The organism is Variovorax boronicumulans, assembly GCF_009811375.1.
GTDB lineage: Bacteria > Pseudomonadota > Gammaproteobacteria > Burkholderiales > Burkholderiaceae_C > Variovorax > Variovorax boronicumulans.
Map to the genome: position 1 here is coordinate 463299 of NZ_BKDH01000003.1, position 15482 is coordinate 478780.

Below are 15482 nucleotides of genomic sequence, written 5' to 3' on the forward strand. Positions count from 1 at the left end.
GTTGCGGGAGCCGCGCGATCAGTCCGCGGGGCGCATCTTCTTCACTTCGTCGTCCGTCGGCTGGAACTTGGCGCCATCCAGATAGACGTAGTCGACCATCACGCCCTTGCCGCCGTCGTTCTTGGTCTTGCCGACGTACGCGCCCATGGTGGACTGGTTGTCCTGCGCGCGGTAGCTGATCTTGCCGAAGGGCGTGTCGACCTGCAGGCCCTTGAAGGCGGCCACGAGCTTCTCGGTGTCGGTGCTGCCGGCCTTCTTCACGCCGGCGGCGATCGAGTAGATGGCGCTGTAGCCCACCACCGAACCCAGGCGCGGGTAGTCCTTGAACTTGGCCTGGTAGGCGTCGTTGAAGGCCTTGTGCTCGGCGGTCTTCACGCCGTACCAGGGGTAGCCGGTGACGACCCAGCCGTTGGGTGCTTCGTCCTTCAGCGGGTCGAGGTACTCGGGCTCGCCGGTCAGCACGCTCACGACCTCGCGGTCCTTGAACAGGCCGCGCGTGTTGCCTTCACGCACGAACTTGGACAGGTCGGCGCCGAACAGCACGTTGAAGATGGCGTCGGGCTTGGCATCGGCCAGGGCCTGCACCACGCTGCCCGCATCGACCTTGCCCAGCGGCGGCGCCTGCTCGGCGACGAACTCGACGTCGGGCTGGATCGCCTTGAGCAGCGTCTTGAAGGTGGCGACCGACGACTGGCCGTACTCGTAGTTGGGGTACACGATGGCCCAGCGCTTCTTCTTGAGCTTGGCAGCCTCGGGCACCAGCATCGCGACCTGCATGTAGGTCGAGGGGCGCAGGCGGTAGGTGTACTTGTTGCCGTTGCTCCAGACGATCTTGTCGGTGAGCGGCTCGGCGGCGAGGTAGAAGAATTTTTTCTGCTTGGCGAAGTCGGTCAGCGCCAGGCCGGTGTTCGACAGGAAGGCGCCGGCCAGCACGTCGACCTTCTCGCGCGAGATGAGCTCTTCGGCCACGCGCACGGCATCGCCGGGGTTGGCGTTGTCGTCGCGGCTGATGAGCTCCAGCTTCTTGCCGTTGACGCCGCCCTTGGCGTTGATCTCGTCGACCGCCAGTTCCATGCCCTTCTTGTAGGGCTCGAGGAAGGCGGGCTGCGCCTTGTAGCTGTTGATTTCGCCGATCTTGATCACGCCCTGCGCATGCGCGGGGACGAGGGCGGTGGCCAGCGTGACGACGGAAGCGGCGCAGAAGGCAAGGCGCAATGGATTCATCGGGAAGCTCCTAGAAGTTCGAACAGAAAACACGATGCGGGTGACGATGCAATGACAGGTCAGCGAAGACCGTCTTCGCCCTTGATTTCGCTGGCTTGCAGGCCGCCGACGCGCGGCAGCGGGCGGCCGCTGTCGGTGACGGCCACGGCCACGACGATCTCGTTGGCGCGCGGCGCGTCGCTCACGCGGGCTTCGACGGCGTCGAAGTGGCTGCGCACGAAGGCGGCGTCTTTATGGCCCAGCGGCACGTCGATGGCGGTGCCCAGCGTGCCCTGCTTCTTGGCCGAAGGCACGAGCGCGGCGCCCTTTTCGACCGCCACGCGCAGCGGCGCGCCCAGCTTGGGATGCAGGATGGCGGCGGCATGCTCCAGCTCGCCGCGCTCGCCGACGATGGCGGCCTTGCCGTAGCTCTGCGCCTGGCCGGGTTCGATGCCCAGCGCCTTCACGGCCTTCTGGCCGAGCAGCGCGCCGAGCTCTTCGCCGATGGCGATGAGCTCGTCGAGGTTCTCGCTGTAGCGGCCGGCGTAGGGGTTCTCGATCACGGCGATGGCGACGGCGCGGCGCGTGGGCGGCGTGACGTCCTGGCCCATTTCCTTGCGGGTTTCATCGACCTGGATGACGAGCTTGCGGATGTTGGCGGTCATGTCTGTGTGTTCCTTGTCTTGTCTCTTGTCTTGTGCGGTCAGCGCAGGCCGTCCCACTTGCTGATGTCCTTGGCGAGCAGGCCGCCGACGCGCGCATGCACACGGTAGCCGGTGCTCATCGCGAGGATGAAGACGATCTCGTCGGCCATCGGCGCGCCGGGCACGCGCACCTCTATGGCGTCGAACTGGCCGCGCACGTAGCTGGCGTTGATGTTGGTGAGCGGCACGTCGAGCGCGGCGCCGGGCGGGCCGACCTTCTTGGTCGAGGGCACGATCGACAGCGCGTTGCCGGGCTGGCCGGTTTTCTCTTCGGCCTTGCCCGCGGTGTAGGCGGCGCGGCTGCCCTTCCAGCCGAGCAGCTCGCGCATCGCGTAGCCGCCGGGCACGTGCCACAGCGCGCCGTGCTCCAGCTCGCCGTCGGCGCCGACGATGGCGCCCTTGCCGTAGGTGGCGATCTGCTCGAGCGGCACGTCCATGGCGGCGTGCAGCTGGTGCGCCATGTCGACGCCCACGGGGTCGAGCAGCGCCATCATCGGCAGGATGTCGGGCTCGTAGCGGCCCGCGAAAGGATTGGTCAGCACCGCGCCGATGGCACCGCGCACCAGCGGGGTTTCGGCACGCGGTCCGAACTCGTGGTGGATGTGCTCGACATGGGTGAAGACGCGACGGATTTCGATCATGAAAAAGAACCTTGCTTTTCGTTAAGCAAATACTGAACCAACTGCTTCGGGCAGCGCGATGTCCAGCGACTTCGAGCATAAGGGTTCCACCCGCCGCCACTGCCCCTGGCAAACGAGCAGAACGGCCCACACGAGCCCCCTTTTCTGCAGCATGCGGGCGCAAGCCGCGCCCGCATCGAGTGCATGGTGCACCTGCGCGGGCGCCAGCGGCGGCACGTCGACGGTGACGAGGGTGTCGCCGAGGTCGCTGTCGTCCTTGCAGGCGCTGGCGGGCAGGCGCTGGATGGCGGCGTCGGCCACGTCGACGGCATTGGCGATCACGGTGGCGGCGGCGTCGGCCTGCGCCGCGGTGGCGGCCAACACCGTCACGCTGTCGGCGATGCCCAGCGAGAAACTGCGCCCGCGCCAGCCGCTGGTGGCGACGCCGCGCACGAGCTGGCCGGCGTGCAGCTCGAACTGGCCGTCGGTCGTGAGCATGCCGCTGTCGCGCCAGTCGAAGCGCGCGAGGTCGGCAAACAAGCCCACGCGCGCCGTGTGGCCGGGCGCGAGGTGCAGCGCGATGTCGCCGCCGTTGTTGACCCACGCACGCTCGATGCCGGGCCGGTCGTAGAAGGCGATGAGTTCCTGCGCCACGCTGCCGGCCACGGCCGCCATGGGCGTGAGGAACAGCGGCGAGAAGGCATCGCAGGCGTCCCACATGCGGCGCGCGACCACGCCACGCGGGCGCTGGCGTGCGGCCACGGGCAGGCGCAGCTGCGGCAGCTCGCGCACGAGTTCATCAAGCACATGGCCGAAGCGCGCCCAGGCCGCGTCGTGCGCGGCCGCGACGGCGTACGGGTCGCCGTGTGCTTCGGCCACGATGTCGATCGGGCCGTGGTTGAAATGCCAGCGGCCCGCGTCGAGCGCCGTGCGTTGGGCGGACATGGTTTCAGCCCAGCATCGGGGCGTGGCCCAGGGGCCACGGGTTGGCATCGTCGATGACGAGCCATTGGCGCGCCAGCGGTGCGCCGTCTTCCTGCCACGCACCGCGCGCGAGCGCCTGTTCGAGCGGGAAGATGTGTTCGACGTGGCCGCCGAGCGCCTCGTAGTCGTCGCGCCGCATGCTGAACTCGATGGGCGCGACGATGGCCGGCGTGGGCACGGTGCCGAAGCTGTTGTCGGGCATGCGCATGACGTCGGCCATCACGGTGATGCCGCCGCCGGGCCACACATAGGCCGGCGCGCCGCCGCAGGTGACGTTGACCAGCGCGCGCTTGATGGCGCGCGTGAGCAGCACCGGGTTTTCGGTGACGCCCGCGCGCAGGCTGCCGCCGGCGCCGCCGAGGAACAGCACGGTGCACAGCGAGGGCTCGCAGTTCTCGCCGATGCGATCGACGATGCGGCGCACCTCGGGCGGCATGGGCTGCTCGACGGGCTTCAGGGCCTCGTCGAGCACGTACCACTGCGCGTGCTCGCCGGTGGTGGAGGTCATGAGCAGGCGCAGGCCGGGGCGGGCCACGCCCTCTTCCCAGCCTTCGATGATCGCCAGCGGGTCGGCGATGTCGGTGCCGCCCCAGCCGTTGCCGGGATTCGCGACCTGGAAGTAGCGCCCCGGCGTCGACTTGCGCCCCAGCATCTGGATGCCCGAAGGCGTCATGTCGAGGCAGCGGCCGGCCTGGTGCTCGGTCAGCACGCCGGTGATGTGGTCGTCGACCACCACCACCTCGTCGGCCACGCCGGCGAACTGGCGCGCGAAGATGCCCACGGCGGCCGAGCCGCAGCCCACGCGCATGCGCTGCTCTTCGACGCCGTTGACGATGGGCGCCTTGCCAGCCTGGATGACGAGGCTGGCGCCGCCGTCGATCGTGCACTCCACCGCCTGCTTGTTGCCCAGGAGCTGCATGAGCTCGGCCGTCATGCGGCCTTCCTTCTTGCTGCCACCCGTGAGGTGGTGCACGCCGCCCAGCGACAGCATCTGCGAACCGTACTCGGCCGTGGTGACATGGCCCACGACCTCGCCCTTGTAGCGCACGTTGGCCTGCTCGGCGCCCAGGAAGCGGTCGGTGTCGATCTTCACCTTGAAGCTGCAGTAGCTGAAGATGCCTTCGGTGACGACGGTGACCATGTCGACGCCCTGGGCTTTGGAGGCCACGATGAAGGGCGCCGGCTTGTAGTCGGGGTAGGTGGTGGACGAGCCCACGCCGGTGACGAAGACCTCGTCGGCGTGCAGCAGGTCGCCGTTCCAGTCAGGCGTTGCATCGGCCTCGGCCGCCTCGGCGCCGGGGCGGTCGAAGGGCACGAGCGCCGGCTGCTCGCTGGCGAGCGTGCGGCGCAGCAGCACCACCGGGTCGACGCGCACCAGCACGCCCTGGCGGTTGGCGTAGCGGTCGCAGGCACCGGTGCGGCCGTCGGAGATCTGGCACAGCACCGGGCAGGCGTTGCACTCGACCTTGGCGGTGCTCATCTTCTCGTTGCGCGGCGGCGCCTTGCCGAAGGCGGCGCCGCCGGCCTGCGCGACCAGGGGCATGTCGATGCCGGGCAATCCGTCTGTCTTGGTGTGTTCAGTCATCGGGGCGATCTCGTGGTGTGGTGCTGTCGGAGCGGGTCTTCAGGCTCCGGAGGTTTGCAACAAACGTGCCGTGCAGGTGCTTGTGCGGCGGCTTTCGTTTGTGTAGCATCCCCTACACTTTCATGTTGCGTTCACTACATCAAAGGTCAATGTAGCAAACAGGCCCGATGCTTGCAATGGTGTTTTCTCGCGGTGTTCATCGGGGTTTTTCCGACCAACGACAATGGAGGGTTGCTAGCCGGCCGATGGCGGACGCCCCAAAGGCGTGCATTTCGGCTCAGCCACCCTTTTCTGTCTTCAACCAACACTTGAGTTCTGTATGAGTGCATTCAGCGAAGAACGCGTCCTGAGCGTCCACCACTGGACCGACCGCCTGTTCACCTTCACCACCACGCGCGACCCGGCGCTGCGCTTCTCGAACGGTCATTTCACGATGATCGGCCTGAAGGTCAACAACAAGCCCCTGCTGCGCGCCTACAGCATCGTGAGCCCGAACTACGAGGAGCATCTCGAGTTCCTGAGCATCAAGGTGGAAGACGGCCCGCTCACCTCGAAGCTGCAGCACATCCAGGTGGGCGACACCGTGATCGTGGGCCGCAAGCCCACCGGCACGCTGCTCATCGACTACACGCTGCCGGCCAAGCGCCTGTACCTGTTCGGCACGGGCACCGGCCTGGCGCCGTTCATGAGCATCATCCGCGACCCCGACACGTACGAGAAGTTCGAGCAGGTCATCCTGGTGCACGGCGTGCGCCAGGTCGACGAGCTGGCCTACCACGACCTCGTGACCGACCACCTGCCCAAGCACGAGATCCTGGGCGAGATGATCGCCAAGCAGCTGCTGTACTACCCCACGGTCACGCGCGAGGAGTTCCGCAACCAGGGCCGCGTCACCGACCTGATCGAGAGCAACAAGCTCACCGACGACCTGGGCCTGCCCCCGCTGAACGTCGAGGAAGACCGCGTGATGCTGTGCGGCAGCCCCGGCCTGCTGGTCGACCTGAAGCACATCCTGGAAAAGCGCGGCTTCAAGGAAGGCAACACCTCGACGCCGGGCGACTTCGTGGTCGAACGCGCCTTCGCCGAGAAGTAAGCAATAGAAGAGGCGCTGCGCGCACGATGGCCGACTCCCGCTCCGTCAGCAAGCCCAAGCCCCAGCGCCGCACCGGCGTGCGCGAGGCCGCGGCCCAGGCCACGCGCGACAGCATCCTCAAGGCGGCGACCAAGGTGTTCGCCAAGTACGGCTACGACGGCGGCAGCGTGGAGAAGATCTCCAAGGCCGCCAAGTCGTACGACCGGATGATCTACTACTACTTCGGCAGCAAAGAGGGCCTGTTCATCGCGGTGCTCGAAGGCATCTACCAGCGCATGGACGACGCCGAGGCCGCCATTGCGCTCGATGCCTCGCGGCCCGTGGAAGCGCTCACCGAAGTCATCCGCTTCGTGCTCGGCTACTACCGCAAGAACCCCGAGTTCGTCACCCTGCTGAATACCGAGAACCTGCACAAGGGCCGGCACATCTCGAAGTCGCTGCGGGCGCGCGAGTACTCGTCGCGGGCGGTGGCCATCATTTCGGAAATCCTTGCCAGCGGCGCGGCCCAGGGCCTGTTCCGCACCGACCTCGTGGCGCGCGACATCTACCTGCTGATCGCGTCCACCGGCTATTTCTACACCTCGAACCGGCACACGCTCACGGCCTTCCTCGGCGAGCCGCTGGAGTCGCCGGAAGCCGTCGCGCACTGGGAAGACTTCGTCATCGAGACCCTGCTGCGCACCGTGCGCGCGGACGACATCCAGGAACAAGACAACAACTCCCCACCCCACGACGAGGACACCACGAAATGGCAGAAATCGCAGCCGGCGCAAAGTCGGGCAAGGTCGTCATAAAGAACATCGGGCTGCTGCTCTCGGGCGACATCGACAAGCCCATCCTCGACGCCGACACCCTGGTGGTGAACGACGGCCTGATCGTGGCGGTCGGCAAGGAGAAAGACTGCGACCTCGAAGGCGCACAGACCGTCATCGATGCGCGCAAGACCTGCGTCGCGCCCGGCCTCATCGACAGCCACGTGCACCCGGTGTTCGGCGACTGGACGCCGCGCCAGGGCCAGATCGGCTGGATCGACTCCACCATGCACGGCGGCGTGACCACCATGATTTCCGCCGGCGAGGTGCACCTGCCCGGCCGCCCGAAGGACATCGTCGGCCTGAAGGCGCTGGCCATCACCGCGCAGCGCGCCTTCGACAACTTCCGCCCCGGTGGCGTGAAGGTGCTGGCCGGCGCCCCAGTCATCGAGAAGGGCATGGTCGAGAGCGACTTCAAGGAACTCGCCGAAGCCGGCGTGGGCCTGCTGGGCGAAGTGGGCCTGGGCTCGGTGAAGGCCGGCTACGAGGCGAAAGAGATGGTGGCCTGGGCGCGCAAGTACGGCATCCAGAGCACGATCCACACGGGCGGCCCGTCGATCCCGGGCTCGGGGCTGATCGACAAGGACGTGGTGCTCGAAGCCGACGCCGACATCATCGGCCACATCAACGGCGGCCACACCTCGCTGCCCGAGGCGCACGTGTGCGAGCTGTGCGAGAAGAGCACGCGCGCCATCGAGATCGTGCACAACGGCAACGAGAAGGTCGCCATCGCGGCGGCCCGGGCGGCGCTCGAACTGAAGTGCCCGCACCGCGTGATCCTGGGCACCGACGGGCCCGCGGGCTCGGGCGTGCAGCCGCTGGGCATCCTGCGCATGGTGGCGATGCTGTCGTCCATCGCGAACATCCCGGCCGAGCTGGTGTTCTGCTTCGCCACGGGCAACACGGCGAAGATCCGCAAGCTCAACTGCGGCTTGATCGAAGTGGGCCGCGCGGCCGACTTCGTGTTCATGGACCGTGCCCAGCATTCGCCCGCGCCGGGCCTGCTCGAAAGCGTGCAGCTGGGCGACATCCCGGGCGTGGGCATGGTGATGATCGACGGCCTCGTGCGCTGCGGCCGCAGCCGCAACACGCCGCCGGCCACCGAGATCCCGGTGGTGGTGTCGGGCGGGCACTGAACCTGAGTGCACGCGCCCGGCGGCCTCAGCCGCCGCTGCGGTGCGAGCGGAAGACCAGATAGCGCGCCGAGAGAAAGTTGGCGCCCATGCCCGCGATGCTGCCCAGCGCCACGCCGAGCGCGGCGGCCCAGCGGCCTTCCACCCAGTGCAGCGTGAGCACGTAGGTGCCGTAGTTCAGCACCGCGCCGGCCAGCATGGTCGTGAGGTAGCCCAGGTATTCGCGCCAGACCGAACGCCCCGTGGCGGCGCCGGCCGCGCTCGCCGCGAAGGTGTAGCGGCGGTTGTAGAGCCAGGTGGTGGTGGCGGCGGCCAGGAACGACACGACGCGCGCGCCGTACCACCCCAAGAGCGGTGCCAGCAGGTAGAGCACCGTCACGTCCACCACGAAGCCGATCACGCCGGCCACGGCGAACGAGAGGAACTCGCGCCCGATCTTCATCGCGCCGCCGTCAGTGCGCGCGCAGGCTCTTGCGCAAGCTCTCGCGCACGCAAGGCTGCGCCAGGTAGCGCAGCCGCTTGGCCTCCTGCCGGCCGAGCGTGACGGTGTGCATCACCACGCCGCAGACGAAGGACAGCAGCGCCGCCAGCATCGCGCCGGTGGCGAGCACCGCCGTGGGCAGCCGCGGCACCAGGCCGGTGTGGGCGTAGGTCATGAACAGCGGCACGGCCAGCGCGAGCGCAGCGATCGCGAGCACGGCCGCGACGATCGAGAAGAACTGCAGCGGCCGCTCGCTCACGAACAGCTTGCCGATGGTCTTCAGGATGCGCCAGCCGTCGCGGTAGGTCGAGAGCTTGCTGTGCGAGCCTTCGGGGCGCGTGCTGTAGGCGGTGGCTTCCTCGGCGTAGGGCATGCGCAGTTCGAGCGCGTGCACGGTCAGCTCGGTCTCGATCTCGAAGCCCTGCGACAGCGCGGGGAACGACTTGGCATAGCGGCGCGAGAACACGCGGTAACCCGAGAGCATGTCGGTGAGGCCGCCGCCGAAGAGCTGCGCCACGGTGCCCGTGAGCAGCCAGTTGCCGAAGCGGTGGCCGGCGCGGTAGGTGAGCGCGTCCTGGCCGTCGTCCACGCGGCTGCCGACCACCATGTCGAGGTTGCCCTCGACCAGCCGCGCGATGAGGCGCGGCGCGGCGGTGGTGTCGTAGGTGGCGTCGCCGTCGACCATCACGTAGATGTCGGCCTCGACGTCGGCGAACATGCGCCGCACCACGTTGCCCTTGCCGCGCGCGGCCACGTGCGTGACGATCGCGCCGGCCGCGCGGGCCACGGCGGCGGTGTCGTCGGTGGAGTTGTTGTCGAAGACGTGGATCTCGGCGCCGGGCAGGGCCGCGCGGAAGCCCTCGATCACCTGGGTGATGGCCAGGGCCTCGTTGAAGCAGGGAATGACGGCGGCAATGCGCGGCATGGCGGACACGGGGGCGGGTCGGTGGTCGGTCGTCATGGGGCGGTCGTCGGAAGGAGTCGGTAGGCGCGGCTGCCGTCTTGGTCGTGCAGCAGGCCATAGTACTGGTCGAAGCCGGGCCGCACGCTGAGCACTTTCACCATCTCGGGCGACATGACGACGGTGGTGAAGCCCTCGGCCGCCAGCTTGCGCGCCGTGTCGCCGGGCGACATCAGCAGGTAGTCGCGGTAGCGCCAGCGCCCCAGCGTGTCGCCCCAGATCGGGTTGGGGCCGTAGTAGATCGCCTCGTTCAGCGCGATCTGGTAGACGCGGCCGGTCACGTTGCGGCGCACGTAGTCCATCACGCCGTAGCCCGGCACGTGCTTGCGCAGGAAGGCCTCGCGCGACTCGGGCGTGAGCGAGATCATCGACACCTTGGTGGCCGTCTGGCCCACCGACACGGCGGCCAGCACGGCCAGCAGCAGCACCACGACCCAGTCGCCGACGCCGGCGCCACTGCGCGGGCCGTCGGCTGCGACGGCAGCGGACGCGCCGCGCAGGCGGCGCACGCCCGCCGCGATCCAGCCGAACAGCACCTGCCAGCCCACGGCGGCCGTCATGGCGAGCAGCGGGAACGAGGCCATGAGGTAGCGCGGGTAGCGCGAGGTCACGACCCACACGGCCACCGAGTACAGGCAGAACCAGCCCGCCGCGCGCACCGCGGCGGAGCGCTTCCACCACACGCTGAAGGGCGCGAGGAACACCGACCAGATCAGCGCGTTGGGCATCTCGGCGTGGTCGCGCACGTCGGCCACCTGCTGCACGTAGTCGGCCGGCACCCATTCGGTGAAGCCGAACACGCGCGCGCCGATCGGGTTGAAGGGGTCGCCCGTCATGATCGCGTTGCGTGCGTACCAGTAGATGCACGGAATCAGGAAGCACAGCAGCGCCGGCGCCCAGGCCTGCAGCAGGCGGCGCTCGTGGCGCACCACGAACAACGCCACCAGCGGCAGGAAGATCAGCGCCTGGTACTTGGAGCCCGCCGCCACGCCGAGGCAGAACGCCGCCAGGCAGAGCCAGCGCGAGCCGTCGCGCAGCGGTTCGGATTCGCGCCACCACCACAGCGCCACGAAGGCCGACAGCACGAACAGCGCGACGCCCATGTCGATCAGCGCGTTGGCGTAGTCGCCCATGCCCAGCCAGATGGCCGCACCGATGCAGGCGGTGAGCCGGTTGGCGTGCAGGATGCCCAGGCGGAAGATCATGAGCACCGACAGCGCGCCCGCCAGGGCGTTGAGGAAGTGCGGCAGCACGTCGTCGCCCACCTGCAGTGCGGCGGCGTACAGCAGGTTGTAGTTGTACGGGAACCAGGGGTAGCGCAGCCAGTCGTGGATGCCCAGCGTGCCCTGCTGCGCCACGAGGCGTGCATACGGCAGGTGGTACATCAGCTCGTCGAAGGCCGCCGGCGGCGCGAGCGGCGCCACCAGCGCGGGCAGCGCGACCAGTGCCAGCGCGATGGCGGCGATGCGTTCGAAGCGGGTCCACGGCGGCGTGGCGGGCGCGGCCGCGCGCAGCGCACGCACCTCGGCGCGCCAGCCGCGCCACTGCCACGCGGCGGCCACGACACCCGCGCCGATCAGGCCCAGCGTGGCCTCGCGGCGGAAGAGCCCGAAGATCGCCAGCGCCTGGAAGGCACAGATGTAAAGGCCGACGCCGAGCGCGGCCGATATGGCCGCCTCGAGCCAGGCGTCGCGGCGCGAGGGCGGGCGCAGGCGCGCGAGCACCGCGCGGCCGGCACCCCAGCAGGCAATCACGAAGATCGCGAACTGGGCGTAGTGCGCGGCGGCAAAGATCAGCTTCTGAATATCAACTCCCGTGGCCGGTCACTCCGGTCGCGCCGACCGGCCGGCAGGTTCAAAGGTTCGGCGCCAGCAGGCGCTCGAGCTCCGCTTCGCTCGTGCGGCGCCGCGCGGCCTGGTCCTGCAACTGGTCGTGCCCGATCTTGCCGACGTTGAAGTACGTCGCATCGGGGTGCCCGAGGTAGAAGCCGCTCACGCTGGCGGCGGGCATCATAGCGAGGCTCTCCGTCAGGGTCATGCCAATGTCCGCGCAGTTCAGAAGGTCGAACATCGGGCCCTTCACGCTGTGGTCGGGGCAGGCCGGGTAGCCGGGCGCGGGACGGATGCCGCGGTACTTCTCGGCAATCATGTCGTCGTTGCTCAGGCCCTCGTGGGGCGCGTAGCCCCACAGGTCGGTGCGCACGCGGTGGTGCATGGCTTCGGCAAAAGCCTCGGCCAGCCGGTCGGCCAGGGCCTTGAGCATGATGGCCGAGTAGTCGTCGAGGTCGTCGATGAAGAACTTCTCTTTCTTCTCGACGCCCAGGCCGGCCGTGACGGCGAACACGCCGACGTAGTCCTTCACGCCGCTGTCCTTGGGCGCGACGAAGTCGGCCAGGCAGCGGCTGGGGCGCATCACGCCGTCGATCATCTGCTTCTCGGTCTGCTGGCGCATGCCGTACCAAGTGAGCGCGACCTCGCTGCGCGTCTCGTCGGTGTACAGCTCGATGTCGTCGTCGTTCACCGTGTTGGCGGGCCAGAAGCCGACCACGCCGCTGGCGCTGAGCCAGCGCCCTTCGATGAGGCGCTTGAGCATGCGCTGGCCGTCGGCGTACACGCGCACGGCCTCGGTGCCGACGATCTCGTCCTTCAGGATGGCGGGGAACGGGCCGGCCAGGTCCCAGGTCTGGAAGAACGGGCCCCAGTCGATGTACTTGGCCAGCTCGGTGAGGTCGAAGTTCTTGAACACGCGCCGGCCGATGAACTTGGGCACGGTGGGCACGAAGTTCGCGAAGTCGACAGGCGTCTTGTTGGCGCGCGCCTTGGCCAGCGGCCACATCGGCACCTGCTTCTTGTTGGCGTGCTGCGTGCGCACCTTCTCGTAGTCGGCGTTGATCTCGTCGATGTACGCGGTGGCCTGGTCCGAGAGCAGGCTCTGCGCCACGCTCACGCTGCGCGAGGCGTCGGGCACGTAGACCACGGGGCCTTCGTAGTGCGGCGCGATCTTCACGGCCGTGTGCACGCGGCTGGTGGTGGCGCCGCCGATGAGCAGCGGGATCTTCTTGATGCGGAAGTGGTCGTCCTTCTGCATCTCGCCGGCCACGTACTGCATCTCTTCGAGGCTGGGCGTGATGAGGCCCGACAGGCCCACGATGTCCGCGCCCTCGACCTTGGCCTTCGCCAGAATTTCGTGGCACGGAACCATCACGCCCATGTTCACCACTTCGAAGTTGTTGCACTGGAGCACGACGGTGACGATGTTCTTGCCGATGTCGTGCACGTCGCCCTTCACGGTGGCGATGATGATCTTGCCCTTGGTGCGCACGTCGCGGCCCGCGGCCTCGTCCTGGCGCTTTTCTTCCTCGATGTACGGAATGAGGTGGGCCACGGCCGACTTCATCACGCGCGCCGACTTCACCACCTGCGGCAGGAACATCTTGCCCTGGCCGAACAGGTCGCCCACGATGTTCATGCCGTCCATGAGCGGGCCTTCGATCACGTGCAGCGGACGCCCGCCCTTGGCGAGGATCTGCTGGTAGGCCTCTTCGGTGTCCTCGACGATGAAGTCGGTGATGCCGTGCACCATCGCGTGCGACAGGCGCTGGTTGACGTGCACCGGGTGCTCGGGCGTGCCGCGCCATTCGAGCTTCTTGCTGTCGTCCTTGGCGCCGCTCTTGGCGGTCTCGGCCACTTCGACCAGGCGCTCGCCCGCGTCGGGGCGGCGGTTGAGCACCACGTCTTCCACGCGCTCGCGCAGCGTGGGTTCGAGGTCGTCGTACACGCCGACCATGCCGGCGTTGACGATGCCCATGTCCATGCCCGCCTGGATCGCGTGGTACAGGAACACGGTGTGGATGGCCTCGCGCACCGGGTCGTTGCCGCGGAAGCTGAAGCTCACGTTGCTCACGCCGCCCGACACCTTGGCGCCGGGCAGGTTCTGCTTGATCCAGCGCACGGCGTTGATGAAGTCGACCGCGTAGTTGTCGTGCTCCTCGATGCCGGTGGCAATGGCGAAGATGTTCGGGTCGAAGATGATGTCTTCGGGCGGAAAGCCCACCTCGTCGACCAGCACGCGGTAGGCGCGCTCGCAGATCTCGATCTTGCGTGCGTAGGTGTCGGCCTGGCCCTTCTCGTCGAAGGCCATGACCACGGCGGCGGCGCCGTAGCGCTTGACCAGCTTGGCCTCGTGCTTGAACTTGTCCACGCCCTCCTTCATGGAGATCGAGTTGACGATGCCCTTGCCCTGGATGCAGCGCAGGCCGGCCTCGATGACCTCCCACTTGGAGCTGTCGACCATCACCGGCACGCGCGCGATGTCGGGCTCGCTGGCGATGAGGTTCAGGAAACGCACCATGGCAGCCTTGCTGTCGAGCATGGCCTCGTCCATGTTGATGTCGATCACCTGCGCGCCGTTCTCCACCTGCTGGCGCGCGACGGCCAGGGCGTCCTCGAACTGGCCGTTGAGGATCATGCGCGCGAAGGCCTTGGAGCCGGTGACGTTGGTGCGCTCGCCGATGTTGACGAACAGCGAGCCTTCGCCAATGGCGACCGGCTCGAGGCCGGACAGCTTCATGGGAGGGGGAGCGACGGGAGCGGAAACGGATGCGGGAATCTGGGACATGGCCTCACCTGCGGAAGAGTCGGACAGGCGAGCGTCGTTGTCGCCCCAAGCCTGACGATTCACCTCTGTGGCGAACCGCTGCAACGCTCCTTGGGAAGTCGCGCATTTTAGGTCGATTCGATTGCGCCCTGGGAAAACCCCAGTTTTCATTCCTGCACGTGTCAACAGAATGCGCCCACCGTTTCTGAACGAACGTTCGTGTTTTTAACCAAACGTAAGGGAGTTCGCCGATGGCCAGGAAGTGGAATGTCCGGTTGCAGCATGCAGCCACCCCGATGCGCGCCGTGGCCCTGAGCTGCGGCCTCCTGGCCGCCGCGGCCCTCGCGGTTCATGCGCCACCGGCGCGTGCCGCCGCCGGCGACAGCGCCACCCGCGTCGAGGCCCGCGTCACCTCCGACACGGCGAAGACGAAGTACCCGATCGTGCTGGTCCACGGCCTGCTGGGCTTCGACAACCTGCTGGGCGTCGACTACTTCTACGACATCCCCGGCAGGCTGGCCGCTGCGGGCGCCAAGGTGTACGTGGCGCAGGTGTCGGGCACCAACACCTCCGAGATCCGCGGCGAGCAGCTGCTGCAGGAGCTCAAGACCATCCGCGCGCTGGAGCAGAACCCCACGCTCAAGTTCAACCTGATCGGCCATTCGCAGGGCTCGCCCACGGTGCGCTACGTGGCGGCGGTGGCGCCCGACATGGTGGCCTCGGTCACGTCGGTGGGCGGCGCCAACGGCGGCTCGAAGGTGGCCGACCTGCTGGCCAAGCTGCCCGAGGGCGGCATCGGCCAGACGCTGGTGGTGAAGGCCGTCGGCCTGCTGACGGGGCTGATCGGTTTTCTCTCGGGCAAGGACCCGAGCCAGCTGCCCGAAGTGCCGCTGAACGCGCTGGCCTCGCTGACCACGGCGGGCGGCGCGGCCTTCGACGCCAAGTTCCCGCAGGGGCGCCCCGCGCCGGGCTCGTCCTGCGACGTGAAGAGCGGTGCGGCCGTGGCCAACGGCGTGCGCTACTACTCGTGGTCGGGCGTGTCGACCAGCTTCAACCTGTTCGACCCGAGCGACACGGCGCTGTCGACGCTGGGCAGCCTGTTCTTCTTCGGCGAGGCCAACGACGGCCTGCTCGCGGTCTGCACCACGCGCCTGGGCACCCACCTGGGCGACTACCGCCAGAACCACCTGGACGAGGTGAACCAGGCCTTCGGCAACACCTACGGCAGCCAGTTCCCGTACTACGAGAAGAAGCCGCCGGAGCTGTTCAGGGAACAGGCCGCACGGCTCAAGAGCGCGGGGCTCTGAGGA

13 protein-coding genes and 1 riboswitch are annotated in these 15482 nt (G+C 68.1%); of the genes, 4 read left to right on the top strand and 9 right to left on the bottom strand.

All coding sequences use genetic code 11. The annotated features are described in order from the left end of the window. Positions 1-18: 18 nt before the first annotated feature. From VHAB30_RS24800 to VHAB30_RS24820, 5 genes are read right to left on the bottom strand one after another with little or no spacing between them, the layout of a single operon-like run. Positions 19-1224, bottom strand: coding sequence for an ABC transporter substrate-binding protein (locus VHAB30_RS24800; RefSeq protein WP_062473975.1), 1206 nt, complete (start codon positions 1222-1224; stop codon positions 19-21). A 59-nt stretch (positions 1225-1283) separates the two neighbouring features. Beyond that, on the bottom strand, positions 1284-1868 hold the full coding sequence (locus tag VHAB30_RS24805; RefSeq protein ID WP_062473977.1) for an amino acid synthesis family protein: 585 nt from the start codon (positions 1866-1868) through the stop codon (positions 1284-1286). 38 nt (positions 1869-1906) lie between these two features. Next, positions 1907-2548: an amino acid synthesis family protein gene (locus tag VHAB30_RS24810; protein WP_095743158.1), complete on the bottom strand. Its 642-nt coding sequence runs from the start codon at positions 2546-2548 to the stop codon at positions 1907-1909. Between the two features lie 21 nt (positions 2549-2569). Further along, positions 2570-3472, bottom strand: coding sequence for a UPF0280 family protein (locus tag VHAB30_RS24815; protein WP_159278911.1), 903 nt, complete (start codon positions 3470-3472; stop codon positions 2570-2572). Between the two features lie 4 nt (positions 3473-3476). After that, positions 3477-5096, bottom strand: coding sequence for a 6-hydroxynicotinate reductase (locus VHAB30_RS24820; RefSeq protein WP_159278912.1), 1620 nt, complete (start codon positions 5094-5096; stop codon positions 3477-3479). Between the two features lie 319 nt (positions 5097-5415). Between VHAB30_RS24820 and VHAB30_RS24825 the strand changes: the two genes are divergently transcribed. The 3 genes from VHAB30_RS24825 to VHAB30_RS24835 are packed head-to-tail and all read left to right on the top strand — an operon-like array spanning position 5416 to position 8137. After that, positions 5416-6189 (top strand): ferredoxin--NADP reductase, encoded by a 774-nt coding sequence (locus VHAB30_RS24825; protein WP_062473986.1) that lies wholly within the window; start codon positions 5416-5418, stop codon positions 6187-6189. 26 nt (positions 6190-6215) lie between these two features. Next, positions 6216-6983: a TetR family transcriptional regulator gene (locus VHAB30_RS24830; RefSeq protein WP_095743155.1), complete on the top strand. Its 768-nt coding sequence runs from the start codon at positions 6216-6218 to the stop codon at positions 6981-6983. Continuing rightward, positions 6938-8137 (top strand): amidohydrolase family protein, encoded by a 1200-nt coding sequence (locus VHAB30_RS24835; RefSeq protein ID WP_159278913.1) that lies wholly within the window; start codon positions 6938-6940, stop codon positions 8135-8137. Before VHAB30_RS24830 ends, VHAB30_RS24835 begins: the two co-directional genes overlap by 46 nt. Before the next feature lie 25 nt (positions 8138-8162). On the opposite strand, the gene VHAB30_RS24840 is transcribed toward VHAB30_RS24835, so the two are convergent. From VHAB30_RS24840 to metH, 4 genes are all read right to left on the bottom strand, one after another. After that, positions 8163-8576 (bottom strand): GtrA family protein, encoded by a 414-nt coding sequence (locus VHAB30_RS24840; RefSeq protein ID WP_159273447.1) that lies wholly within the window; start codon positions 8574-8576, stop codon positions 8163-8165. Between the two features lie 10 nt (positions 8577-8586). After that, a complete protein-coding gene (locus VHAB30_RS24845; protein ID WP_159278914.1) occupies positions 8587-9576 on the bottom strand; it encodes a glycosyltransferase family 2 protein in 990 nt (329 codons plus the stop codon). Further along, positions 9573-11330: an ArnT family glycosyltransferase gene (locus VHAB30_RS24850; protein ID WP_235926908.1), complete on the bottom strand. Its 1758-nt coding sequence runs from the start codon at positions 11328-11330 to the stop codon at positions 9573-9575. Before VHAB30_RS24850 ends, VHAB30_RS24845 begins: the two co-directional genes overlap by 4 nt. A 100-nt stretch (positions 11331-11430) precedes the next feature. Further along, positions 11431-14193, bottom strand: a complete 2763-nt coding sequence (gene metH, locus VHAB30_RS24855) for a methionine synthase (protein WP_082818090.1) — start codon at positions 14191-14193, stop codon at positions 11431-11433. 22 nt (positions 14194-14215) lie between these two features. Continuing rightward, positions 14216-14291, bottom strand: a riboswitch (S-adenosyl-L-homocysteine riboswitch). A 132-nt stretch (positions 14292-14423) separates the two neighbouring features. On the opposite strand from metH, the gene VHAB30_RS24860 reads away from it, so the two are divergent. After that, a complete protein-coding gene (locus VHAB30_RS24860) occupies positions 14424-15479 on the top strand; it encodes an esterase/lipase family protein (protein WP_235926910.1) in 1056 nt (351 codons plus the stop codon). Positions 15480-15482: the final 3 nt, after the last annotated feature.

Bases quoted from the DNA above. Each gene is read 5' to 3' on its own strand.
- VHAB30_RS24800 (WP_062473975.1), bottom strand. From the start codon at position 1,224: ATGAATCCATTGCGCCTTGCCTTCTGCGCCGCTTCCGTCGTCACGCTG.
- VHAB30_RS24805 (WP_062473977.1), bottom strand. From the start codon at position 1,868: ATGACCGCCAACATCCGCAAGCTCGTCATCCAGGTCGATGAAACCCGC.
- VHAB30_RS24810 (WP_095743158.1), bottom strand. From the start codon at position 2,548: ATGATCGAAATCCGTCGCGTCTTCACCCATGTCGAGCACATCCACCAC.
- VHAB30_RS24815 (WP_159278911.1), bottom strand. From the start codon at position 3,472: ATGTCCGCCCAACGCACGGCGCTCGACGCGGGCCGCTGGCATTTCAAC.
- VHAB30_RS24820 (WP_159278912.1), bottom strand. From the start codon at position 5,096: ATGACTGAACACACCAAGACAGACGGATTGCCCGGCATCGACATGCCC.
- VHAB30_RS24825 (WP_062473986.1), top strand. From the start codon at position 5,416: ATGAGTGCATTCAGCGAAGAACGCGTCCTGAGCGTCCACCACTGGACC.
- VHAB30_RS24830 (WP_095743155.1), top strand. From the start codon at position 6,216: ATGGCCGACTCCCGCTCCGTCAGCAAGCCCAAGCCCCAGCGCCGCACC.
- VHAB30_RS24835 (WP_159278913.1), top strand. From the start codon at position 6,938: ATGGCAGAAATCGCAGCCGGCGCAAAGTCGGGCAAGGTCGTCATAAAG.
- VHAB30_RS24840 (WP_159273447.1), bottom strand. From the start codon at position 8,576: ATGAAGATCGGGCGCGAGTTCCTCTCGTTCGCCGTGGCCGGCGTGATC.
- VHAB30_RS24845 (WP_159278914.1), bottom strand. From the start codon at position 9,576: ATGACGACCGACCACCGACCCGCCCCCGTGTCCGCCATGCCGCGCATT.
- metH (WP_082818090.1), bottom strand. From the start codon at position 14,193: ATGTCCCAGATTCCCGCATCCGTTTCCGCTCCCGTCGCTCCCCCTCCC.
- VHAB30_RS24860 (WP_235926910.1), top strand. From the start codon at position 14,424: ATGGCCAGGAAGTGGAATGTCCGGTTGCAGCATGCAGCCACCCCGATG.